The sequence below is a fragment of the Pantoea sp. 18069 genome (genome assembly GCF_902706035.1).
GTDB lineage: Bacteria > Pseudomonadota > Gammaproteobacteria > Burkholderiales > Burkholderiaceae_C > Comamonas.
In genome coordinates, this window is sequence record NZ_CACSJA010000025.1 from 23577 (window position 1) to 46557 (window position 22981).

The 22981-nt window shown below is 67.2% G+C and carries 14 protein-coding genes, 2 tRNA genes and 1 pseudogene; 9 read left to right on the top strand and 8 right to left on the bottom strand.

What is annotated here, in order from left to right; all coding sequences use genetic code 11:
* Positions 1-61 precede the first annotated feature (61 nt).
* From GVL12_RS18035 to GVL12_RS18060, 6 genes and pseudogenes are all read left to right on the top strand, one after another.
* Positions 62-1876: a M61 family metallopeptidase gene (locus GVL12_RS18035; protein ID WP_159916568.1), complete on the top strand. Its 1815-nt coding sequence runs from the start codon at positions 62-64 to the stop codon at positions 1874-1876.
* 94 nt (positions 1877-1970) lie between these two features.
* Entirely contained in the window at positions 1971-2750 is a 780-nt protein-coding gene (locus tag GVL12_RS18040) for an enoyl-CoA hydratase (RefSeq protein ID WP_159916570.1), read from the top strand.
* Between the two features lie 73 nt (positions 2751-2823).
* Positions 2824-2900, top strand: a tRNA-Met gene (locus tag GVL12_RS18045).
* Positions 2901-3041: 141 nt separating this feature from the next.
* A tRNA-Met gene (locus GVL12_RS18050) sits at positions 3042-3118 on the top strand.
* A 171-nt stretch (positions 3119-3289) separates the two neighbouring features.
* Positions 3290-3508: pseudogene (locus tag GVL12_RS26330) on the top strand (NAD-binding protein); the annotation flags it as partial.
* Positions 3509-3687: 179 nt separating this feature from the next.
* The gene (locus GVL12_RS18060; protein ID WP_159916572.1) at positions 3688-5277 is read left to right on the top strand and encodes a DUF4394 domain-containing protein; all 1590 of its coding nucleotides are present in this window, start codon (positions 3688-3690) and stop codon (positions 5275-5277) included.
* 98 nt (positions 5278-5375) lie between these two features.
* Here the strand turns inward: GVL12_RS18060 and GVL12_RS18065 are convergent, their stop codons facing one another.
* The 8 genes from GVL12_RS18065 to GVL12_RS18100 all read right to left on the bottom strand — a co-directional run bounded on the left by GVL12_RS18065 (position 5376) and on the right by GVL12_RS18100 (position 17095).
* Positions 5376-6713: a tetratricopeptide repeat protein gene (locus tag GVL12_RS18065; RefSeq protein WP_159916574.1), complete on the bottom strand. Its 1338-nt coding sequence runs from the start codon at positions 6711-6713 to the stop codon at positions 5376-5378.
* A complete protein-coding gene (locus GVL12_RS18070) occupies positions 6713-7321 on the bottom strand; it encodes a biliverdin-producing heme oxygenase (RefSeq protein WP_159916576.1) in 609 nt (202 codons plus the stop codon). Before GVL12_RS18070 ends, GVL12_RS18065 begins: the two co-directional genes overlap by 1 nt.
* A 36-nt stretch (positions 7322-7357) precedes the next feature.
* Complete coding sequence (locus tag GVL12_RS18075; RefSeq protein WP_159916578.1) at positions 7358-8824, bottom strand: surface lipoprotein assembly modifier; 1467 nt, start codon at positions 8822-8824, stop codon at positions 7358-7360.
* Between the two features lie 125 nt (positions 8825-8949).
* Positions 8950-9720: a hypothetical protein gene (locus GVL12_RS18080; protein WP_159916580.1), complete on the bottom strand. Its 771-nt coding sequence runs from the start codon at positions 9718-9720 to the stop codon at positions 8950-8952.
* A gap of 378 nt (positions 9721-10098) precedes the next feature.
* Positions 10099-12546 (bottom strand): PKD domain-containing protein, encoded by a 2448-nt coding sequence (locus GVL12_RS18085; RefSeq protein ID WP_159916582.1) that lies wholly within the window; start codon positions 12544-12546, stop codon positions 10099-10101.
* 105 nt (positions 12547-12651) lie between these two features.
* Positions 12652-15450: a TonB-dependent receptor gene (locus GVL12_RS18090; protein ID WP_159916583.1), complete on the bottom strand. Its 2799-nt coding sequence runs from the start codon at positions 15448-15450 to the stop codon at positions 12652-12654.
* An 80-nt stretch (positions 15451-15530) separates the two neighbouring features.
* Entirely contained in the window at positions 15531-16556 is a 1026-nt protein-coding gene (locus GVL12_RS18095; RefSeq protein ID WP_159916584.1) for a FecR domain-containing protein, read from the bottom strand.
* Positions 16553-17095 carry a sigma-70 family RNA polymerase sigma factor gene (locus GVL12_RS18100; protein WP_159916585.1) on the bottom strand — a complete coding sequence of 181 codons (543 nt, stop codon included), beginning with the start codon at positions 17093-17095 and terminating at the stop codon, positions 16553-16555. Before GVL12_RS18100 ends, GVL12_RS18095 begins: the two co-directional genes overlap by 4 nt.
* 261 nt (positions 17096-17356) lie before the next feature.
* On the opposite strand from GVL12_RS18100, the gene GVL12_RS18105 reads away from it, so the two are divergent.
* Genes GVL12_RS18105 through GVL12_RS18115 form a run of 3 tightly spaced genes read left to right on the top strand, consistent with a single transcriptional unit; the run spans position 17357 to position 22943 of the window.
* Positions 17357-19513: a hydantoinase/oxoprolinase family protein gene (locus tag GVL12_RS18105; RefSeq protein ID WP_159916586.1), complete on the top strand. Its 2157-nt coding sequence runs from the start codon at positions 17357-17359 to the stop codon at positions 19511-19513.
* A complete protein-coding gene (locus tag GVL12_RS18110) occupies positions 19510-21219 on the top strand; it encodes a hydantoinase B/oxoprolinase family protein (protein ID WP_159916587.1) in 1710 nt (569 codons plus the stop codon). The genes GVL12_RS18105 and GVL12_RS18110 overlap by 4 nt, the downstream gene beginning before the upstream one ends.
* A complete protein-coding gene (locus GVL12_RS18115; RefSeq protein WP_159916588.1) occupies positions 21216-22943 on the top strand; it encodes a hydantoinase B/oxoprolinase family protein in 1728 nt (575 codons plus the stop codon). Before GVL12_RS18110 ends, GVL12_RS18115 begins: the two co-directional genes overlap by 4 nt.
* Positions 22944-22981: the final 38 nt, after the last annotated feature.

Sequence of the window (22981 nt, forward strand, 5' to 3'; positions counted from 1 at the left end):
TTCCTGCGGTCCGGGGCACGGCATTGCATGCGTCCAGGGCCCTGCCCTGAACCGTCACGCCATGCCCGCCACCCAGCACACGCCTACGCCAGCCGCCCCCGCCACCCTTCCCGCCGACGTGCATTACCACGTCAGCGCGCATGACCTGCACGCCCGCCTGTTTGCCATCGAGCTGCGCGTGCAGGCGCCTGCCGCCCAGCAGCAGGTCGCGCTGCCGGTCTGGATTCCGGGCAGCTATCTGGTGCGCGAGTTCGCGAAGAACCTGCAAGGCCTGCAGGCCACACAGGACGGCGCAAGCGTTGCGGTGCGCCAGCTCGACAAGCAGCGCTGGCAGATCGACTGCGTGGCCGGTGCACCGCTGACGCTGAGCTACCAGGTCTGCGCCTACGACAACTCGGTGCGCACCGCCTGGCTCGATGCGCAGCGCGGCTTCTTCAACGGCACCAGCCTGTGCCTGCGCGTGCTCGGCCAGGAAGACACGCCGCACAGCCTGGAAGTCGCGGCCACGGCCGCCACGGCCGGCTGGTCCATCGCCACCGGGCTCGAGCCCGCGCGCATCGACGACCAGGGCTTTGGCCTGTACCGTGCGCTCAGCTATGACGAACTCGTCGACTGCCCCGTAGAAATGGGCCGTTTCTGGAGCGGCTTCTTCGAAGCCGGTGGCGTGCGCCACCAGTTCGTCGTCGCCGGCGCGGCCGAATCCTTCGACCACGCGCGCCTGCTCGAGGACAGCCGCAAGATCTGCGAAGCCGCGATTGCCTTCTGGCAGGGGGCACCCCACGGCCGCTATGTGTTCATGCTCAATGTCGTCAACGACGGCTATGGCGGGCTCGAGCACCGCAACTCCACGGCGCTGATCTGCGGGCGGCGCGACCTGCCGCGCCTGGGCGACGGCAAGACCAGCGATGGCTACACCACGCTGCTGGGCCTGATCAGCCATGAATACTTCCACACCTGGAACGTCAAGCGCCTGCGCCCGGACGCGTTCGCGCGCTATGACTACGACCAGGAGAACTACACCGAGCTGCTGTGGTTCTTTGAAGGCTTCACCAGCTACTACGACGACCTGCTGCTGCTGCGCGCGGGCCTGATCGACGAGGCCCGCTACCTCAAGCTGATCACCAAGACCATCAACCAGGTGCTGCAGACGCCGGGCCGCGCGCTGCAAAGCGTCGCGCAGTCGAGCTTCGACGCCTGGGTCAAGTACTACCGCCAGGACGAGAACACGGCCAACAGCACCGTGAGCTACTACACCAAGGGCGCGCTGGTCGCGCTGTGCCTGGACCTGAGCCTGCGCCGCGAGGACCACAGCACGCTGGACGCCGTGATGCGCGCGCTGTGGCAGCGCTGCGCAGCGGGGCCCATGAGCGAGGCCGACGTGCTGGCCGTGCTGGAGCAGCTTGCGGGCCGCAGCTTCGCGCCCGAACTGGCGCAATGGGTGCATGGCACGCTAGACCTGCCGCTGGCCGAACTGCTGGCCGCGCACGGCGTGCGCCTGCAGGCCGAGCCGCCCCAGCCCGCGCAGCGCCTGGGCCTGCGCGTGCAGGAGAGTCACAGCGTGCTGGTCAAGGCCGTGCTGCGCGGCGGCCTGGCCGAGCGCGCGGGCCTGATGGCCGGCGACGAATGGCTGGGCATAGAGCTGGCCAGCGGCGCGGCCTGGCGCATCGCCAAGCTCGACGACCTGGGCTTCTACGCGGGCCAGGCCCAACAGCTGACCGCGCTGGTCGCGCGCGACCAGCAACTGCTGCGCCTGCCGCTGGCGCTCAGCGAGGCCGATGCGCCCACGGCCAATATCGGCCTGGCGATCAGCGACAACGCGCTGGCGCGGCGCTGGCTGCGCGATGAACCGACGGCCACGGACGAAGTGCTGCCCTGATGCGGACTGCAGGGCGACGAACCGGTGACAGGACCCCGGCGCCGCCTTGGGTATAGTGGCAAACGCAAACACAACTACTACCGGAGATATCCCCTTGGCCTACGAAATGCTGGAAGTTCGCACCGAAGCCGACAAAGTCGGCGTCATCACACTCAACCGCCCCAAGCAGCTCAATGCCTTGAACGAACAGCTCATGACCGAGCTGGGCGCGGCGCTGCAGGCGTTCGATGCCGACGGGAACATCGGCTGCATCATCATCACCGGCAGCGAAAAGGCCTTTGCCGCGGGTGCCGACATTGGCGCGATGGCCAACTACAGCTTCGTCGATGCCTACAAGGGCGACTACATCACGCGCAACTGGGAAGTCATTCGCAGCATCCGCAAGCCCGTGATCGCGGCGGTGTCGGGCTTTGCGCTGGGCGGCGGCTGCGAGCTGGCGATGATGTGCGACTTCATCATCGCCGCCGACAACGCGCGCTTCGGACAGCCCGAGATCAAGCTGGGCGTGATTCCCGGCGCGGGCGGCACGCAGCGCCTGCCGCGCGCCGTCGGCAAGGCCAAGGCCATGGATATGGCGCTGACCGGCCGCATGATGGACGCGACCGAAGCCGAACGCGCGGGGCTGGTGAGCCGCGTCGTGGCGCTCGACAAGCTCATGGACGAAGCCCTGGGCGCGGCGCTGCAGATCAGCGACTTCTCGCAGATCGCGGTGATGGCGGCCAAGGAATCGGTCAACCGCGCGTTCGAAGGCAGCCTCAGCGACGGCGTGATGTTCGAGCGCCGCCTGTTCCACGCGCTGTTCGCCACGCAGGACCAGAAGGAAGGCATGGATGCGTTTGTGAACAAGCGCCCCGCCAAGTTCACGCATCAGTGAAGCAGAAGATTTTTTGCAAGAAATTCCTTGTACGGTGTGAGGCCTCGATTTTTTGCATATAATTGCTGGCTTCGGTCGTATAGCTCAGTCGGTTAGAGCGCAGCATTCATAATGCTGATGTCGCAGGTTCGAGTCCCGCTACGACCACCAAACTGGAAACCGCAGTGTTTGCAAAAGCACTGCGGTTTTTTCTTTGCAGCAGCGAAATTTGTAAGCGCCGTTTCGGCCTGCGGATAAAAATTTCCAACGTGGCTGCAAAGGCAATTTCTTTCTATATAATTTCGGGCTATCGGTCGTATAGCTCAGTCGGTTAGAGCGCAGCATTCATAATGCTGATGTCGCAGGTTCGAGTCCCGCTACGACCACCAAATACAAGCCCCAAGCGCGCAAGCGCTTGGGGCTTTCGCTGTTTGCAGAGGCCGCACTCAGCCCCGGCCCTTTCAGGGACGGCCGGGTGCTGGGCCGGGCGCCCGCTTCGCTGAAAACCTACGCCAGCCCCGTCCCATTTCTTCCGTCCCAGCCAATCACGGGCCGTTGTCGTCGGCGGCGGCACCATGGGGGGCGATGTGGCCGTGGTGCTGGCGCGCGCGGGCTGCCAGACCACGGTGGTGGATCTGCAGGCGGCGATCAATCTCAACAACATCTTTGACAAGAGCTACTACCGCACCATCGGCACGGGCACGGGCACGGGCACGAGCACCGGCAACTGGTACGGAGATCCGCGCAATGTGATGGGGTCGCTGCACGCCGCATTTTGAGTTGACGGCCATGCAGCCAGCGCTGGCGCGCATTGCCGCAGGCAGACGCGCCAGCGCGGCAATACGTATTTCTTTGTTACGCGCTGCATCCAAGCGCGCGCCTCGCGGGTAGTGGATAGGTCGGCACCAAATCTCAAAAAACAAAGTGCGTGACATTTCCTCAACTTCAAGGACATGCAATGAATCGTTTCCAGATCTTTCGCCCTGCAGCGCTCGTGTCGGCTGTTTTCGCTTTGGCTGCCTGCGGTGGCAACGGTGATGCGGATGTACCGGACCAACCGTCGGTCACCTTGGGCAACACCATCGCTGTCACCGCCTCCGGCCGTGTCATCAGTTTCAACCGTACCGCTCCTGGCTCGCTGTCCAGCAATGCTGCGCTTTCCGGCTTGGCGACGGGTGAAACCCTGGTCGGCTTCGATGTGCGTCCGGCCGACGGCCTGATCTATGCGGTCAGCTCGACCAGCCGAATCTATACGCTAGACGCCAAGACCGGTGCGCTGACGTTCAAGTCGGCGCTCAGCACACCCCTGGCGGGCAGCCAGTTCGGCGTCGACTTCAACCCGGTCGCGGACCGGCTGCGCCTGGTCAGCAATACGGGCCAGAACCTGCGCGTGGACGTCACCACGGGCACGGCCACCGTCGACGGCGCCATCAATGGCGTGGCCGGCGCGGTCATCACGGCTTCGGCGTACACCAATGCGTTCGCCGGAGCGACGACCACGCAGCTCTACAACCTCGACGCCGCCGGCACGCTGTACCTGCAGGATCCGCCCAACAATGGGACGCTGGCCAATCCCGTTCCACTGAAGGTCGCGTTCTCGGCCAGCAATGGTTTCGACATCGATGCACGGAACAACCAGGCCTACGCGGCGCTGTCCGTGAACGGCAGCGCCCAGCTCTACACGGTTGCGCTGAGCGGAACGGACGGCGCGAAACTGGTGGGAACAATAGGCACCGGGGAAGCGCTGGTGGGGCTCACGCTCACACAGCCAGACGCACCTGTGGTCTACGCGCTGGATGACGCCTCTCAGCTGAGAAGCTTCTCGCCGTCCACGCCAACCACGCTGTCAGCCCCCATGAAGATCACCGGCCTGGCAAGCGGCGAAAACGTTCTCGGGGTGGATTTCCGCCCAAGCAACGGGCGCCTCTATGCGCTGACGAGTACCGGCCGTCTGCTGACCGTGGATACGGCAAACGGCGCCGCAACGGCTGCTGCGACATTGAGCGCAGACGCCACCGACACAACCCTGCCTTACGCCGGCTTGAACGGCACCAGCTTTGTCGTCGACTTCAACCCGGTGGCCGACCGCCTGCGGGTCATCAGCAACCTCGGCCAGAGCCTCAGAATCAACGTGGACACCGGCGCGACCACGACCGATGGGGACATCAACCGCGGCACGCCCGCCGTGGTGGCTGCCGGGGCCTACACAAACAGCTTCGCCGGCACCACCGCCACCGATCTCTACGACATCGACAGCGCGGAGAATGTACTGGCCAAGCAGGCGCCGCCGAACGATGGCACGCTCGTGAACGTCGGCGCGTTGAATCTGACCGTGAGCGGCGCGGGGTCGCTGGACATCGCGGGAGGCGCCAACGGCCTCGTGCTGGCCGCGCTGCGGTCCGCACCCTCCGGGCCTTTCAGCCTCTACACGGTCTCGTTGACGACGGGTGCCGCCACGCTTTACGGGAACACCAGCGGGGATGCGACGCGCTCCTATATCGGCGGCGCAGCGGGCCCGGTGGTGCGCGACATCGCCATCCGCTATTGAGTCCATGACGCGGCGCGGTCCACGCCTTGCCATCAAGGCAGCGTGGGGCGCTGCGCAAACCGGAAGATGACGCCAAGGCCCGGCGCCCGGCCCGGGAGTCAACGCATCTCTCGCGCTTCATTGCTGCGCAAGCGCTCGGCGCGCTCGGCATGGGCGCGGGCCTGGCCCTCGCGCTGCTGGCTGCGGTAAAGCGTGACCAGGTTGTCGAGCAGCGGCAGCAGTCGCGGCGACTGCGCGCCCGCCGCCTGCTCGGTCAGGGCCAGCGCGCGCAGGAAGCGCGCTTCGGCCTGGGCCAGGCGCCGCTGGCGGTAATCCTGCCCGGCCAGGAAGTTCAGCGCCTGGGCCTGGCCCAGCAAGGGCTCGGCGGCGTCGCCGTGTTCCTCATAGATCGCCAACGCCCTGGCGTAGAGCGCCTGGGCCTTTGCGCCCTCGCCCCGGGCTTCGTGCAGCTGCGCCAGATTGGCGCTGATGCGCGCGGTCTCCAGGCTGTTCGCGTCATGGCCGGCGACGATGACCAGCGCGCGCTCCAGCATGTGCGCCGCGGTCGCATATTCGCGGCGCTGCAACTGCCACAGGCCCAGCTCGTTGAGATGGCCGGCCAGGGCCTGTGCCTGCGGCGCACTTTGCTCCAGCAGCGCCACGGCACGGCCATGCAGCCCGGCCGCGGCGTCGTGGTCGCCATCCTGTGTCAGCATGGCAGCGAGCGCCGATAGCGTGCGCAGCAAGGCCATGGGATCGTTTTCAGCGCCCTGCTCGCGCAGCGCCAGCGCCTGCGCCAGCGCTGCGCGCGCGGCCGCAGACTGGCCTTGCGCCGCGTCGATAAGCGCCTGGCGCTCCAGCGCATCGGCTTTCAGCGCCGGACTCAGCGCCATGCGGTCGTCGAGCAGGCGCTGGTTGTAGCGTGCGGCTGGTTCGGTCTCGCCGCGCGCCGCATGGGCGCGCGCCAGCGCCGACAGCGCCTGGGCGCGCACCGGCGCATCCGGCGGCAGGCGTTCGGCGATGTCTGCGCTGCGCTGCCAGGCGGCCAGCGCCTGATCGCCGCGCCCCAGCGCGTCGAGTGCATTGCCGAAGTTCAGCGCCAGGGCCGCCGTGGCGGCCGGGTCAGCCGCCGACTGCGCGCTGACGGCCAGCGCTTCTTCCAGCAGGGCTGCGGCATCGGCTGCATGCCCCTGGCGCTGGCGCACCAGCGCCAGCAGGTTGAGACTGCCGGCCACGAAGGACTGGTTGTCGCCCTGCCCGGCGCGGGCCTGGCGCAAGGCATCGCGCGCGGCCTGCTCCGCCTGCGCCAGATCGCCCGCCGCATAGGCTTGCTGCGCGCGGTCCTGGGCTGCCTGCCACGATTGCATGGCGCTGGTCTGCGCCTGCGCGGAGGCCGCTGACCCCAGCAAGCACAGCGCCAGCACGCCCGCGCGCACGGTGAATGGCGCGCAGACCATCAGGCCGGCACGGGCAGGAAACGCTCCACATGGCCGCGCGCGGCAGTGAACGCCGCGCGCGCGCCCTCATCCACACCGCCTTCATCGGCCGCGGGCAACTGCACTGCGTCAAGCTGGGCGATAAAGCCGCGCCAGTGCGCCGCCCGGCTGTCGGCCTGCGGCGCCAGATGCCGCGCACCGAAGCCGACGCCCAGTCCCAGCGCCGCGGCCGCCTTGAGCAGAAAGGCCGCGCCTATGTTGGAGCCCTCGATGGTGTAGAGCCAGCCCAGGGCCACGGGGATGTGAGCCACCTCGGCGCCCGCCGTGAAGACCGGCGCCGGCAGCGGCGCGGTATCCAGCGCCACATCAAGGTCCTTGAGGTCCTGCGCGATCAACGCCAGCCGGCTGCGCGCGCGCAGGCCGGGCAGCAGCCCGTTGAGCTGCGGGTCGGCAAACAATGCCTCGGCGTCGCGGTGCAGGCAGTACTGCGTGCGCAGGAAGGCGCCATAGCGTTCGCGGCTGGCAAACGGCTCGGCGGCCATGATGCGCTGGTCCAGTCCGCCGTGTACGTCGCGGGTCGCGAGCTTGAGGCGTTGGCGGCGGCTGTCGTCAGGGGAAAGTGATGTCATGGTGGGTTGGAGAGCAAGGGGCGGCGGCTGCCGGTTTCAGAAAGCCTTGTGGAATCCCAGCGTCAGGCGGTTTTTCTCGTAGCTGTAGGCATGCGGAATGGAGCTGCGGTTGTCGCGGTATTCGTAGGTCATGGTGGGCGTGAGCCCCTGCCAGGCATGGCCCGGCAGCGCCACATTCAGGTAGAGGCTGCCTTCATGGTCGCGCTGGCGCCGGCCGAACACCGCATTCGCGGCCTGGGCCTGGCGTTCGCGCCAGCCATAGGCGGCATTGACCGTCACCTGGCCGGAGAAATTCTTGAAGATGCCGAGCCGGGCGGATTTCTCCCGGTAGAAGAAGATGGGCTGCTGCGCTTCGCTCTTGCGCACCGCCAGACTGGCGTAAGCCTGCAAGCCCGGTGCAATCACATAGCTGCCGAATAGCGAGAGGCTCTTGAAATCACCTTGCAGATTCTCGGCAAACAGCGCAGAAAAACGGCGCTCCTTGTATTCATAGCTGGCTTCGAGCTGCGTGCGCTGCGTCAATTGGCGCATATAACCCAGGCGCGCACCGAAAGCATGGTAGATCTTGCGGCCACCTTCTTCGTTGAATTCAAAAAGCGGAAGGAATTGAAACTGGTTTTTCGCCGAGGAAAACTGGTAGCCCAGATAATTGGTCGAGACAAGATTTTCATAATCCTTCTCATGGCGGTACTGATTGCCGTAATTGATACTGCGCAGCAGAACGCCATGGTTTCCCGCGAGCGGCCAGAGTTTGCTGAGCATGGCCTCGAAATAGATTCCGCTGTCGGGCTTTTTCTCGCCCGGAGTGTTCTGCAGGCAGGTGCCGTAGAAAACCAGGGCACAGGCGTCGACCACGGTCGACATGCTGTTGACGTTGTCCTCGCGCACGGCGGCCAGCGTCAGCGAAAACTGCGGCCGCTCGCGCTGCGCAATGGCCGTGCGGTAAGCGTCGACATGCCGCAGCACTTCGGGCGGCAGCGGCTGGCCGCGCAGCCGGGCGAATGCCGCGTGCGCGTCGCGCAGGCGGCTGTCGTCATAGAGTACGCGCGCCAGATCGAGTTCGGCGCGCGTGAATTCGGGGCTGGCCTGCACGACCTCGCGGTATTTCTCGATCGCCAGGGCATGCGCGCCATCGGCCGCCAGCCGGCTGGCTTCGACGAAAGTGGCCAGCGCCGGATCATGCTGGGGAACCTGGACATATTGGCGCAGCAGCCGTTCGGCGCCAAACCAGTCGCGCCGGTTCACCGCCGTCAATACCGCGCCCAGCAACTGCTGCGCGCGCGCCTGCGGCGTCCTGGTGAGCGCGGCAAATGCGGGGTCGTACAGCGCGCGCTGCGCGTCCTCGGCCAGCGGCGCGGGCGCGGCGGGCCTGCGCGACTGCTGCTCTACGCCCTGCCAGAGCCGGTCGGCGGTGTCCTGCTGGGCCCAGGCAGAGCAGACGGTGAAAACGCCCAGGAATGCGGCCGGCAGGCGTGCCTGCAAGGCTTGCGGAAAAAGAGTCATGAGGAGAAGGGAGTGCGCCGGTTCACGGGAGGGAACCTGCCTTGCATTCCAAGGCAGGTTCCTGGGCACATCATGGGAATTCAGCCTTTGCGGTCTTTGAGATCTTTGAGGTCAGTGATATGCGCTCAGTTGCGGATGCCGCCAAACGCTGCCACATAGCCCGTGCCGCTGGCCGTGCCAGCCACGGCGCTGGTGGTGCCGGCGCCATAGAACTCACCCTTCGCCGTGCCGGTAACGCCGCCGTACGTCGAGGAGCCCGTGAAGGTACCGGTGCTGGCATTGACATTGGTATTGATGCCAAGCGCGGTGGTGGTCGTGCTCGTCAACGGCGACCAGACACCAGCCGAGGTCTCCGACTTCAAGGTCCCGGCCGTGTCATAACGCAGATTGCCGGTCAGGACATGCGTGGGGCTGAAGCCTGGCGCTGCCAGATAAGCCACGGTGGCGTAGTTGGTGTTCGAGGTCGGAACCGCGTAGTTGGTGCGGTCGCCGACATAGAACGCGGCCTGGGCGTTGGTTGCAGGCTCGGTGGCCAGACCGAAATAGACTTCGCGGGCGACGCCGGCAGAAGCGACCGAAGGAATGCGGAACCAGTTGAAGTTGGTCGAGACCGTGCCGCCCTCATCGACATGCTGGTAGCCGTCGAGCTTGTACTTGCTGAACGTCACGCCCGAAACGGCCTGGCTGCCATTGCCGGTGTAGGCAGCAATGCCGCCCAGGTCAATGATATTGCCCGCAGTGTCGACCCCGACGCCGGGCTTGCCGGCGCTGTGCGGGCCGCCGACCACGGTCGAAGCGCCGACATAGACAATGCCGGTATTGGTCGAAGCGCCCGTGACCTGGGCCTGTGCGGCAAAAACGGAAAACAGAGCGGCAGCAATCAAAGTCTTTTTCATTACAAATTACTCTTCAGGAATATGTGTGCATATGCACACGGGTGGTTGAAACACATTAACCCCGACTGAACAACCAGCGTTAATGCCATTGAATGTTTGCCTTGAATTTCATTTGATGCAAGAAAAAAATACAACCACGACACCGAGAATGATATTCAATAAACTACAGGCGCGCCTGCCCCTTCCTCACTCACCAGGAAATTCAAACCAGGCACGGATTTATATTCAACGGAATTAAATAATATTTTCGATATTAGATATTCATTGAGCAATTAACAGAGAACAGGATAATCTGCCGCCACATATAAGAATTGCTTGCGGCCGGCCCGGTCTGCGCCGCCGGCTTCGCAGGAAGCCGCGGCGCAGACCGGGTGCCGGTTACCGGGGGCCGATGAAGAAGGTATAGCCCTCCCTCTCGGCCACGCGGAAGGACCAGGTAAAGCCATAGGATGCAAGCAATGCGGTCTGGCTCGCGGCCTCCTTGTCGAACGCGGCCTTGGCTTCGCTGCTGTTGAAGCTCTCCGACGCAAGGAGCTGATAGCGCGCAGCCAAAGCGGCTTCATCGGCAATGCGGGGCCGTTCGATGGAGAACGTCACCGACTGGCCCTTGCGAATGACCTGGCCATTGACCAGCCCCTTGAAGCTTGGCGCATAGCCGTTGATCGCGGCGCTGGTCTGCAGGCCGGTGATGGTGTAGTCGCGGTCGAACGCCGTCAGTCGGTACCACTCCGTGAGATTGCCCGTCAGGTGGGTACCGGTCACGTTGACCGAGTCATGGCGCGACAGGGGAAAGTAGCTCTGCTCGTAGACCGAATCGTCGGGCGCCGAGTCCTGACCGAAACTGGTTTCAATCAGCAGCGACGGAAAGTTTGCCCGTTCCACATAGGTGATGCTCGCACGCCGGGGTTCGGAGCTGGCCACGCCGTCGCTCACAAGTACCTCGATTTCATAGTCGCCAGCCTGCGTGAGGACACCCAGGCTGCCAAGCGATCCCGCGTCACGGGTCAGCAGTCTGTCGGACAGGCTGGCAAACGCGCCGCTGCCTGCGGGCTGTTTGGTCGCCGAGACAAGGAAGTACAGCGGCGTATCCTGGTCCGGATCAAACGCCTGCAGCGTGGGCTCCAAAAAGTTCAGCGGTCGAAGAATGCGCGGCTGGTCGGCCGCAGGCTCGACCGGGAAATTGCCGTACAGCGACAGCTTGGCAATCACCGGCGGATTGTTTTCGGCCTTGGCAAAGACCGTGCCATGCGCCACGGCCGACGTTGTCGCGCTGTACAGGCCGCCCGCGTCGCGCAGCTTCAGCCGCACGGTATAGATGCCGGGCTGGTCGGCGACCACCGAGGGCTTGGCGCTGGCGGTGCCGGCGTTCTGCAGGGCGGCGGCGCTGCCGTCCGGCCGGTCGATCAGTTCCCAGAGGTAGTCAAAGCGGTCGCCGTTGGCGTCGGTGCTGGTGCTGCCGTCGAACTCCATGGTTTCGCCCTTGAGCACCTTGGCGGACGCGATCGACACCCGCGCGACCGGGGGCAGGTTGGCGCCGGTCTTGATGACGAACTTGCGGGTGTCCACGGCACTGTCGACCTGGCCGTCATTGACCACCAGTTCGGCCTGGTAGGTGCCCGCGGGCAGGCTGCGGCCCAGATTCAGCGAAGAACCGGTGGCCGTCTCCCGGGCACCGGGCGTGGCCGTGTTCCACCAGGTCCACTTGTGGGTCAGCGTGTCGCCATCGATGTCATGGGAGCGGGTACCGGGCGGAGTGGCCCAGGCGCCGATTTCGTATTCGAGGGCGTCGACACCCTCGTACAGCACCGAACCGATGCGCGCCACGGGCGCGGTGTTCGCCGCGCCTTCGGGCTTGGTGACAATGATGGTCGAGCGCTGCGTGGTCGCGACGCTGCCGTCGTAGATGGTCAGATCCACCACATAGCTGCCGCCGGCGTCGGGCACGAACGATGCGCGCGCGCTGCTGGCGTTGGTGATGGTGGCGCTGGACCCTTGTGGAATCGCCTGCGCGATTTCCCGGGCGAAATTCCAGCGGTAATGCAGCGGCGTGCCGTCGGGATCCTGGCTCGCGCTGGCGTCGAGCACGATGGTCTGGCCGCGCACCGCCGTGGCCGGCACGTTCAGCCCGATCACGGGCGCGCTGTTCGTGGTGCTGACGGTGACCACGGCCTCGACCGCGGCGCTGAGCTTGCTGCCGTGGCCTGCCACCAGGGTCGCGCGGTAGATGCCGACCTTGTCCGCGGTGAAACTGGCCTTGGCGCTGGCAGCGCTCCTGAGCGTGGTGGCCGTGCCCTCGGGCTGCTCGGTCAGTCGCCACTGGTAGGTGAGCGCGGCGGCGTCCGCGCCCGTGGGCGCGAGGCTGGCACTGCCGTCCAGCGTGACGGTCGCGCCCAGCAGCACGCCCTGGGTCTGGGGCGTGACCACGGCCAGGGGGTCCGGGTTGGTGGCAGCAATGGTGACGCGCGCGGCGGCGCTGCTGGCCACGGCGTCTTTCACCACCAGTGCGGCGGTGTAGCTGCCGGGCCGGTCCGGCACAAAGGAAGGCTTGGCCGTGGCCGCATTGGCCAACGTCGCGGCGCTGCCGTCCGGACGGGTGGCAAGCGCCCACTCGTAGCTGAGGCTGCCGCCGTTGGGTGTCGTGCTTTCGCTGCCGTCAAGCGTGATGGTGCTGCCGATGGGCACGCTGGCCTGGTCGGCGCGGGCCACCGCCGTGGGCGGGGTCGCGGTGGACCCGCTGTCGCCATCGCCGCCGCCGCCACAGGCGGCGAGCAGCAAGGTGGCGGCGCTTGCCAGCCCTGCCAGCAGGTTGCGCAAAGAGTGTTTCATGATTCTGGATTCCTTCTTCAATGGATGGATGCCGGCACGCGGCATGCGAAGTGATGGATGAAATCGGTGGCGTGGTCGCGCGCCGGCAGCAGGTCGCGGCGACGCTCAGAACTGCACGGTCACGGCGAGTCGCGCCGTGCGGCCCGGCGCGGGAATGAGGCCCAGGCCCAGCGCGTCGAGGTAGTAGCGGTCGGTGAAGTTGTCGAGGTTGAAGTCGACGCTGACGCGGTCGTTGACGCGGTAGCTCGCGAAGAAGTCGAACACCTTGTAGGCATGCCAGGGCACGACTTGCAGGAAGCTGCGGTGGGTGTCGTCGTTGTATTCGGGCGTGCGGTTGCGCTGCCCCATGAACACGCTGCGCACGCCCAGTACCAGCTTGCGCTCGAGCAGGCGCGTGCCCAGCGTGAGGTTGCCGTGCCAGCGCGGCGGAACCATGTTGTTGAAATAGCTGCCCGCAATGCCGTAGTCATTGCAGTTGATGACGCGGTAGCTGCCGGCGTGGCAGACCTCGATCTTGTTGTACCTGGTGACGCCGAATTCGGTGAACACCGGGCCGAGGTCGTAGGAGCCCGAGAGCTCCATGCCCTGGAACAGCGCGCCCTGGATATTGCGCATGACCAGGGCGTTGGCCAGCGCGTTCTCGCTGCCGCCGGTCTCCCACAGGTTGGCCGTGGTACGGGTCAGGTAGTCCTTGGTGTAGTTGCGGAAGTACGCGAACTTGAGCCTGAGCTTGTCGTTGCCGCGCAGCAGGCCGTCCTGGAGGAAATTGACGCCGACCTCCTTGTTCTGGGTGTGCTCGGGGCGCAGGACCACGTCGGGCTGGGCCTGGACGGAGAATCCGCTGGTGCTCTCGAACAGGCTGGGCATGCGCAAGGCCTCGGCGTAGCGGCCGTAGAACTGCAGGCCGCGGCTGCCGGGCTCCCAGCTCAGGCTGACCACGGGCGCCGTGCCGCTTTGCCGGTTGCTGTTGGGCAGCGGGTCGCAGGCGCTCGCGCTTATGTTGTGCGTGCACCAGGGACTGGTGTTGTCGGTCAGCACGATGTCACGCGTGTCGCGCGCGCTGAAGCGGCTGTGGCGCAGGCCGGCATCGAATACCACGCCGGGCACGGGCTTGTACTGCCAGGCCGCGAACAGGCTGGCTTCGTCGCGGCTGCCGCTGTGCCCCGAAAGCGCGTAATAGGTCTCGGCCAGCGAGACCGAGCCGACCTTTTCCGTCTGCAGCGCCAGGCCATAGCGCCACTCGCTCGTTCCCCAGCCTTCGGCATGGCGCAGGGAGGACATGTTCTCCAGGCTCAGCCCCCAGCGCCGGTAGATTTCGCGTTCGTTGTTGTAGAGGTCGGGAACGGTGTCGCTGGGGCTGTTGTTGGTCGCCCCGGTGCGGGTATGCCACAGGTTGGCGCGCAGATCGACCATCGGCCGGGCCTCGGGATTCCAGCGGTAGCGGCTGGTGTAGGTATCGACCGCGACGGCGCTGTTGCGCGGCTGGGAAACGGGTGCGAAGTTGCCGAAGCGGGTGATCTGCGACGGCATGATCTCGCTGTAGGCGCTGCTGTAGCGCAGGTAGCTCAGCTCCAGTTCCTGCTCATTGGGCAGCCAGGTGGTGGCCTTGAGCAGACCCGTCTTGCTCTGGAAGTTGGTGCCGGGAATGCGTTCGCCGGCCTGGAAGACCGAGGCCCCGTGGATGACGGGGGACACCTCGGTATAGAACGGCCGCCGGCGCTCGTCCGATGTGTCGACCCAGGCGCCGGGGCCGTGGGTGCCGGCGTAGTAATTGCCCTGGCGCCGCTGGGCATAGGCGGCCACGAGATCGAACTTTTCCCAGCGCCGGGCCGCGGCGATGCTGCCGGCCCAGCTCCTGGCATCCAGGGCGCCGGGGCGGTCAAGCCCGTCCGCATGGCCCCATTCGGTGGGCAGCGCCGGCGTGCAGATGCTGGCGGTGACGCAGTTGGTGCGGTAGACCGGCGCGGCGCCGAAGAAGTTGCCGGTGAAAAGGCCTGCGGGCGTGCCCGGCTCCATCGGCCTGCCGGTGTTGTTGCCCATGGCCTGGCCGCGCAGGCGCAGGCCCGTGGTCTGGCCGGGGCGCACGATGTCGTCGGCATTGAGCGTGCGCATATTGACCAGTCCCCCCGTGGCGCCCGTGCCCTGGGCGGACATGGTGGGCCCCTTCTCGACCTGGATGCCGCCTATGAGGTCGGGGTCTATGTAGCTGCGCGAGGCCACGCCCGAGTAGCCGCGGTAGACGGTGGTCTCCTGGCGCGCGCCATCGACCAGCACGGGCACGCGGCCCTGGCCCTGCATGCCGCGGATGTTGACGTCGAGGCCGCCGCTGTTGCGGTTCTCGCCGATGAGCACGCCGGTCGTGCCCTTGAAGATGTCACCGACCGAGCTGCCGCGCGAACGCTCTATGTCCTCGCGCGAAAGATAGCTGGACGATCCGGCGCTGCGAAAGGCGCTGTCCTTGAGCTCTTCTTCGGGCTGCACGGCACGCACCTCGACCGTCGCCAGGTCGACCTCCTTGAGCGCCGTGCCGTCCGCAGGCGCAGCGCCGGCCGGAATGTGGTCGAGCACGAAGCCCCAGGCGGTTGCGCGCGCGACCAGGCCGGTGCCCGCGAGCAGGCGGTTGAGGCCGGCTTGCGATGAGTGGTTGCCGCGCAGGCCCGCCGACGTCTTGCCCTGGACCTGCGCGGGCGGGAATGACAGCGCGAGCCCGGATTGGCGAGCAAAGCGATTGAGCACCTCGCCCAACGGGCCGGAAGCGACGTCGTAGCTGCGCACCTCGCCAGCCGCACTCCGGGCTGGCTGGGCGTGGGCGGAGGGCGGCAGGGCCAGCAGCAGCGCTGCCGCGGCGGTGGACAGAACACTGAGCAACAGGGTGCGGGGAGGCGCGGAGGGGAGTCTGGGCATGGGTGCGTTGTGTAGCTATACCCCTTCTGCCGGACCAGTCCGCAAAACCCGACAGGAAATTTTCGGGATTGCGTGCAGCCTCAGCGCCTGCGCCGCACCTGGGTCCAATAGCGTGTGCGCAGCGCGGCCTCTATCGGCAGGGCTTGCGACAGCAGGGCGAGCACACGCGTCGTGTTGGCCAGGGGATAGGTGCCGGAGATCCGCAGTTCGGCCACGTCGTCGTCCCAGCCGAGATGGCCGGGGCGGTAGCGCGCGACTTCGGTCAGGAAATCGGCCAGCCGCATGTCCTGGATGACCAGCAGCCCTTCGGTCCAGCCGTGGATGTCCATGCCGGCGGCGGTATCGGCCCGCAGGCCCGAACGGGTCATGAGCCAGCGCTGCCCGGCTTCGGCGACGACGGGACGCACACCTGCTCCCGGCAGACGCGGCTGCATGCGCACCGCGCCCTGTTCCACTCCGAGCCGGCTCGCTGGCGGTGCATGGTCGGGCAGCAGCCGCACCGAAAAGCGCGTGCCCAGCGCTTCGAGCCGGCCTTGTGCCGTTTCCACGCGAAGCGGACGATGGACAGGGCTGGGCGCGTCGGCGCCGCTGCGCACGAAGATCTCTCCGCGGTCAAGCAACAGGCGGCGCTGCGTCGCATCGAAGCGCACCCGTACGGCACTGTCGGTGTTGAGCGAGAGCAAGGTTCCATCTGCAAGAACGACGTCCCGCCGCTCGCCCGTGGCCGTGGCGTAGTCCGCGCCTATGCGCTGCCAGGCAAGCTCGCGCCGGGCCAGCCAGGCGGTCGGAGCAACGGCAAGTGCCAGGGCGGCCAGTCGCCCGAGGGCCCGGCGCCGCCCCCCGAGCGCGCCAGCACGCTGGAGCGCGTGCATGGCCGGACCCGATTCGCCGTCGGGCAGGCGCAGAAAACTCTGGCGCATCAGTGCGTAGGTGTGCTGCACCGACTGCCAGGCGTGTTCATGGTCCGGATTGGCGCTGCGCCAGTGATCGCAGGCGCGCTGCACCCGCGGGTTGACGGGCTGGGACTGCAGTCGCACCAGCCAGGCAATGGCCTGGCGCTCCAGCGCTTCGAGGTCCGAGGGCGGCGGCGTCGCCGCTGCCGTCACGATGCGCTGCGCGCGGTGTCGCCGCGCAGGATGCGGTGGCAGCGGTAGAGGGCGTCGGCCATCCAGCGCTCTACGGTGCGCACCGAGACGCCCATGCACTGCGCAATCTCGGCATGGGTCTGGCCTTCGATTTGCGCCAGCAGGAAAGCGGTGCGCACGCTGGGCTTGAGTGCTTCGAGCAGACGGGCGATCTGCTCCAGGGTTTCGAGAATGATTGCGCGCTCCTCCACCGAAGGCGCAACGGCCTCGGGGCGCGCGGCAAGCGCTTCGAGGTAGGCCTTCTCCAGCGTCTGGCGGCGCCAGTGGTCGATCATCAGGCCATTGGCAATGGCGCGCAGATAGGCCAGCGGTTCGCGCAGTTCGCCCGCGGGCGGCGATGCGCCCTGGGTGCGCATCAGCAGGCGCACGAAAGTGTCGTGTGCCAGGTCTGCCGCGTGGCTGGCATTGTTCAGCTTGCGGTGTATCCAGTCCCTGAGCCCGTCGTGATGACGCAGGTAGAGCCACTCGATGGTGTCGGCAGTCGGAGTCTGGACGGTCATGGCTCGCAGGTGAGGGAAGGAATGGCAACCGATCCTAATGCAAATGAGATTCAATATCAATTAATGACGCTACTCCGCGCATGCCTTCAAGACTGCTGCCGTCTCGAGACGGCAGCCGCCCAGGGGGTGATTTCCAAATATGAAAGCATGAAAAGCTTCGTTGGGTAAACCGGCACGCAAACCTAGCATGGTCAGGCTATCGCTCATCCGCCAGCTCCCTGGTGGAACGCAGCGACTCCATCACCTGCCGCCAGAGTACCCATGCCCTCCTCCCAAGCCTCCCAAGCTGCCGCCCTGGACACGCGCGTGCGCGTCGCTGTCGATGTCGGCGGAACCTTTACCGATGTCGTGCTGCTGCGCGGCGAGACCAAGCACACCGTCAAGGTGCTGACCACGCCCCAGGCGCCCGAGCTGGCCGTGCTGTCGGGCGTGGCGGAAATCCTGCGCCTGGCCGGCCTGGACTGGCCGCAGGTCGAGCTGCTGATCCTGGGCACGACGCTGGCCACCAACGCGCTGATCGAGCGCAAGGGCGCGAAGACCGCGCTGATCACCACGCAGGGTTTTCGCGATCTGGTCGAGATCGGCCTCGAAGACCGCTTTGCGCAGTACGACGTATTCCTCGAGAAGCCCGCGCCGCTGGTGCCGCGCCATTGGCGCCATGGCGTTGTGGAGCGCGTCAACGCCGCGGGCCAGGCGCTGACCGCGCTCGACGAAGCCCAGGTCGCGGCATTGGCCAGGCAGCTCGTGGCCGACGGCATCGAAAGCGTGGCCGTGTGCTTTTTGCACGGCTATGCGAACCCCGCCCATGAACGCCGCGTGCGCGCCATCCTGGCCCAGCATGCGCCTGAACTCTGGGTGTCTCTGGCCTCCGACGTGTGCCCCGAAATCCGCGAATACGAACGCCTCTCGACGGTGTCGGCGAATGCCTATGTGCAGCCGCTGGTGGCCGGCTATCTGCGCCGGCTGCAGCAAGGTCTCAAGGAACGCGGCCTGCACTCCGAGCCTTTCCTCATGACTTCGGGCGGCGCGCTCACCACGCTGCAAAGCGGCATAGACGAACCCGTGCGGCTGGTCGAGTCCGGCCCCGCGGGCGGCGCGGTGCTCGCGCGCCAGGTGGCCGAGCAGATCGGCGCGACGCGCGCGCTGTCGTTCGACATGGGCGGCACCACGGCCAAGATCTGCTTCATCGACGACTACCAGCCGCAGATCAGCCGCAGCTTCGAGTTCGGGCGCGTGCACCGCCATCTCAAGGGCTCGGGCCTGCCCATACGCATTCCGGTCATCGAGATGGTCGAGATCGGCGCGGGTGGGGGCTCGATCGCGCGCGTCAACCACCTGGGCGTGGTGCAGGTCGGCCCCGACAGCGCGGGCTCCAGCCCCGGGCCCGCAGCCTATGGACTGGGCGGCGAGCAGCCCACGGTCACCGACGCGCATGCGGCGCTGGGCCATGTCGACCCGGCACGCTTTGCCGTCGGCAAGGTGCAGCTGGCCCCCGAACTTGCGCGCGCCGCGCTGGCCCGGGGCCTGACCGCGCAGACCGGGCTCGAACCCGAACTCGCGGCCCAGGCCGTGGTCGACATCGTCACCGAGAACATGGCCAATGCCGCGCGCGTGCATGCGTCGGAACTGGGCAAGGCAGCCGATGAAAGCACGCTGATCGCCTTTGGCGGCGCGGCCCCGCTGCACGCCGCGCTGCTGGCGCGCAAGCTGGGCATTGCCCGCCTGGTCGTGCCCAACTCGGCCGGTGTCGGCTCGGCGCTGGGCTTTCTGTGGGCGCCGGTCGCCTACCAGACGGTGCGCAGCCTGCACCAGCGCCTGGACCGCATGGACCACACGGCCGTCGAGCGGCTGCTGGGCGAACTCACCGAGACCGCCGACGCCGTGGTGCTGCGCGCCGCACCGGGCGAAGTGCTGGTGCGCCAGCGCCAGGTCTTCATGCGCTACGCGGGCCAGGGCCATGAGATTCCCGTGCCGCTGCCCGATGGTCCGTTCGATGCCGCGGCCAGCGCCGCGCTGCACCAGCGCTTCGAGCAGCGCTATGCCGAACTCTATGGCCGCAGCCTGCCGCACATTGCCGCCGAAGCCGTGAGCTGGTCGGTGGCGGTGCAGGCCGGCGAACATGCGGCGCCCGCGCCCGATTTCATTCCCGCCGATCAGGCGCAGGCGGTTTCCACGCAAAGCCGCCAGGTCTATGACGCCGACAGCGGCGACTGGCAGGCCGTGCCGGTCTATGAACGCCATCTGCTGCAGCCCGGCCAGTGGCTTGCGGGCCCGGCGCTGGTGGTGGAAGACGAAACCACCACGCATGTAATTGCGGGCTTCGAAGTGCGCGTCAGCCAGTTGGGCGCGCTGATCCTGGACGACACCTTGCAACTCGCGCAGAACGCGCTGGACCATGAACAGGCGGTGACCGCATGAGCGCCACGCAACAACGCCACGCCACACGTCAAGCGATACGCCAGCAACTGATCTGGAGCCGCCTGCTGGCCGTGGTCGAGGAGCAGGCGCAGGCGCTGATACGCACGGCCTTTGGCACCTCGACGCGCGAGGCCGGCGATCTGTCGGCCGGCGTCTTCCTGCCTGACGGCCGCATGATCGCCCAGGCCGTGACGGGCACGCCCGGCCATGTGAATTCGATGGCCGACTCGGTGCTGCATTTCCTGCGCGCCTACCCCGCCGACACCATGCGCGACGGCGATGTGTTCATCACCAACGACCCCTGGAAAGGCACGGGCCACCTCTATGACGTGGTCATGGTCACGCCGGTGTTCCACTTGGGACAAATCGTCGCGCTGTTTGCCTCGACCGTGCATGTGGTCGACATCGGCGGGCTGGGCGCCGGGCCCGACGGGCTGGAGATCTACCATGAAGGCCTGTTCCTGCCGCTGCTGCACTTCGTGCGCGAAGGCGTGCTTGAAGAATCGATTCTTGCCATCGTGCGCGCCAATGTGCGCGAACCCGAACAGGTCGAGGGCGATCTGCACGCGCTGGTGGCCTGCAACGCCGTGGGCGCGCGCCGGCTGCAGCAGCTGCTGCGCGAGTTCGCGCTCGACGACCTGCAGGCCCAGGGCGACTACATCGTCGAACGCTCGGCGCGCGCCATGCGCGCGGCGCTGCGCGAATGGCCCAAGGGCACCTGGCACAACCATATGACGGTCGATGGCTACGACACGCCGCTGGAACTGCATGCGGCCGTGACCATTGACGAAGACGGCGTGCGCGTGGACTTCACCGGCACATCGGGCACCGTGCCGCGCGGCATCAACGTGCCCAAGGCCTATACCGACGCCTATACCTCGTTTGGCATACGCTGCCTGATAGGCGCCGACGTGCCCAACAACTCGGGCTCGCTGGCCGCCATCCAGGTGAGCGCGCCCGAAGGCTCCATCGTCAACGCGCTGCCGCCCGCGGCCGTCACCGCGCGCTCGGCCATAGGCCAGATGCTGCCCGACCTGGTGTTCGGCGCGCTGCGCCAGGCCCGCCCCGACCGGGTGCCGGCCGAAGGCGCGTCGGCGCTGTGGAATATCCACCTGGTCGGCGGCCGGCCGTTTCCCGGCGGGCCGAATGAGGCGCTGGCCAAGGCCCGGCGTTTTTCCATCACCAGTTTCACCACCGGCGGCACGGGCGCGCGCCCGGGCCAGGACGGGCTGTCGGCCACGGCCTATCCCAGCGGCGTGCGCAATGTCTCGCTGGAAATTCTGGAGACCCAGGCGCCGCTGCTGTTCCGGCGCAAGGAATACCGCGCCGATTCGGGCGGCGCCGGCGCGCAGCGCGGCGGCCTGGGCCAGACAATTGCGGTGGAGAACGCCGACGGCGCGCCCATGGTGCTGGCCGCGAGCTGGGACCGCGTGCGCTTCGCGCCGCGCGGCGCGCTGGGCGGCAGCGATGGCGCCAAGGGCCGTGCCTGGCTCGAACACGCAGGCACGGTGCTGCGCGGCAAGGGCCGCCAACTCATTCCGGCCGGCGAAGTGCTGATTGTCGAAACGCCGGGCGGCGCGGGCCTGGGCGATCCACGTGAACGTGACCCAGCACGGCTGGCCAGGGATTTGCAGGCCGGCCTGATCACGCCCGACAACGCGGCGCTCTATCAATCCGAACCCGCGGCCAGCGAGGTGACAGCATGAGCCAGGCCAAGCAAGTCATCAAGCAGCAACTCGCCTGGAACCGGCTGCTGTCCGTTGTGGAAGAACAGGCGCAGACGCTGATACGCACGGCGTTTGGCACGCCCACGCGCGAAGCCGGCGATCTGTCGGCCGGCGTGTTCCTGCCCGACGGCCGCATGGTCGCCCAGGCCGTGACCGGCACGCCCGGCCATGTGAATGCCATGGCCGAATCGGTCAAGCATTTCCTGCATGCGTTTCCTTTGGAAACCATGCGCGCCGGCGATGTGTTCCTGACCAACGACCCGTGGAAAGGCACGGGCCATCTGTTCGACATGACCATGGTCACGCCGGTGCTGCGCGCGGGCCGGGCCGTGGCGCTGTTCGCGGCCACGGTGCATGTGGTCGACATCGGCGGCATAGGCTCCAGCCCCGACGGCCTGGAGATCTACCACGAAGGCCTGTTCCTGCCCATACTGCGCTTTATCCGCGAGGGCCAGGTGGACCCGGCCGTGCTGGCCATCATTCACGCCAATGTGCGCGACCCGGCCCAGGTCGAAGGCGATCTGTTCGCACTGGTCGCCTGCAACGAAGTCGGCAGCCGGCGGCTGCTGACGCTGATGCAGGAGTTCGCGCTCGACGACCTCACGGCGCTGGGCGACTACATCATCGGCCAGTCGGCGCGCGCCATGCGCAACGCGCTGGCCGACTGGCCCCGGGGCGTGTGGCACAACACGCTGGTCGCCGACGGCTACGACGCGCCGATCACGCTGACGGCCACCGTGACCATCTCGGACGACGGCATCGATGTGGACTTCGCCGGCACATCGGGCGCGGTGGCGCGCGGCATCAATGTGCCCAAGGCCTATACCGACGCCTATACCTCGTTTGGCGTGCGCTGCCTGGTCGGCGCCGATGTGCCCAACAACGCGGGCTCGCTCGCGCCCATACGCGTGCAGGCACCCGAAGGCTGCATTCTCAACGCCCTGCACCCGGCCGCGGTGACCGCGCGCCATGTGGTCGGCCAGCTGCTGCCCGACGTGGTGTTCGGCGCGCTGCGCCAGGCACGGCCCGAACGCGTTCCCGCCGAAGGCGCGTCGTCGCTGTGGAATCTGCAGCTGGTCGGCGGCGAAGGCCTGGCCGGCGCGAGCGCCGCGGACAACGCCGCGCTTCGCGCCGGGCCGCGCTTCAATGTCATCAGCTTCTCGACCGGCGGCACGGGCGCGCGCCCGGGCCAGGACGGGCTTTCGGTCACCGCCTACCCCAGCGGCGTGCGCAATGTGTCGCTGGAAATCCTCGAGACCCAGGCGCCGCTGGTGTTTGACCGCAAGGAGTTCCGCACCGATTCGGGCGGCGCCGGCGCGGCGCGCGGCGGGCTGGGACAGGTGATCGAAGTGCGCCATGCCGATCCGTCGGCCGCGCTGCTGATCGCCGCGGCGTTCGACCGCGTGCACCACCCGGCGCGCGGCGCGCTCGGCGGCCTAGACGGCGCGCCCGGGCGCCTGCAGCTCGCCTCGGGCGCGACGCTGCAGCCCAAGGGCCGCCAGGTGATTCCAGCGGGCGACCGGCTGATTGTCGAAACCCCGGGCGGAGGTGGCCTGGGCCTGCCCGCGCAGCGCCCGGCCGCGCGCATTGCGCAGGACCTGCGCCATGGCCTGGTCTCGCCCGAGGCGGCGGGCATCTACACCCGCGCCCGCGCGCACGCCGAAGCTGCGACCGCGCGCGAACTGCAGCCCAGTGGTCCTTGATCGCCACGCCCCTGCTTCCTGCGACCTTTTGTCTATCG

Excerpts from the sequence above, each read along its gene's own strand:
- GVL12_RS18080 (WP_159916580.1), bottom strand. The coding sequence starts at position 9,720 with ATGAAAAAGACTTTGATTGCTGCCGCTCTGTTTTCCGTTTTTGCCGCA.
- GVL12_RS18070 (WP_159916576.1), bottom strand. The coding sequence starts at position 7,321 with ATGACATCACTTTCCCCTGACGACAGCCGCCGCCAACGCCTCAAGCTC.
- GVL12_RS18100 (WP_159916585.1), bottom strand. The coding sequence starts at position 17,095 with ATGACCGTCCAGACTCCGACTGCCGACACCATCGAGTGGCTCTACCTG.
- GVL12_RS18060 (WP_159916572.1), top strand. The coding sequence starts at position 3,688 with ATGAATCGTTTCCAGATCTTTCGCCCTGCAGCGCTCGTGTCGGCTGTT.
- GVL12_RS18065 (WP_159916574.1), bottom strand. The coding sequence starts at position 6,713 with ATGGTCTGCGCGCCATTCACCGTGCGCGCGGGCGTGCTGGCGCTGTGC.
- GVL12_RS18110 (WP_159916587.1), top strand. The coding sequence starts at position 19,510 with ATGAGCGCCACGCAACAACGCCACGCCACACGTCAAGCGATACGCCAG.
- GVL12_RS18105 (WP_159916586.1), top strand. The coding sequence starts at position 17,357 with ATGCCCTCCTCCCAAGCCTCCCAAGCTGCCGCCCTGGACACGCGCGTG.
- GVL12_RS18035 (WP_159916568.1), top strand. The coding sequence starts at position 62 with ATGCCCGCCACCCAGCACACGCCTACGCCAGCCGCCCCCGCCACCCTT.
- GVL12_RS18090 (WP_159916583.1), bottom strand. The coding sequence starts at position 15,450 with ATGCCCAGACTCCCCTCCGCGCCTCCCCGCACCCTGTTGCTCAGTGTT.
- GVL12_RS18115 (WP_159916588.1), top strand. The coding sequence starts at position 21,216 with ATGAGCCAGGCCAAGCAAGTCATCAAGCAGCAACTCGCCTGGAACCGG.
- GVL12_RS18085 (WP_159916582.1), bottom strand. The coding sequence starts at position 12,546 with ATGAAACACTCTTTGCGCAACCTGCTGGCAGGGCTGGCAAGCGCCGCC.
- GVL12_RS18075 (WP_159916578.1), bottom strand. The coding sequence starts at position 8,824 with ATGACTCTTTTTCCGCAAGCCTTGCAGGCACGCCTGCCGGCCGCATTC.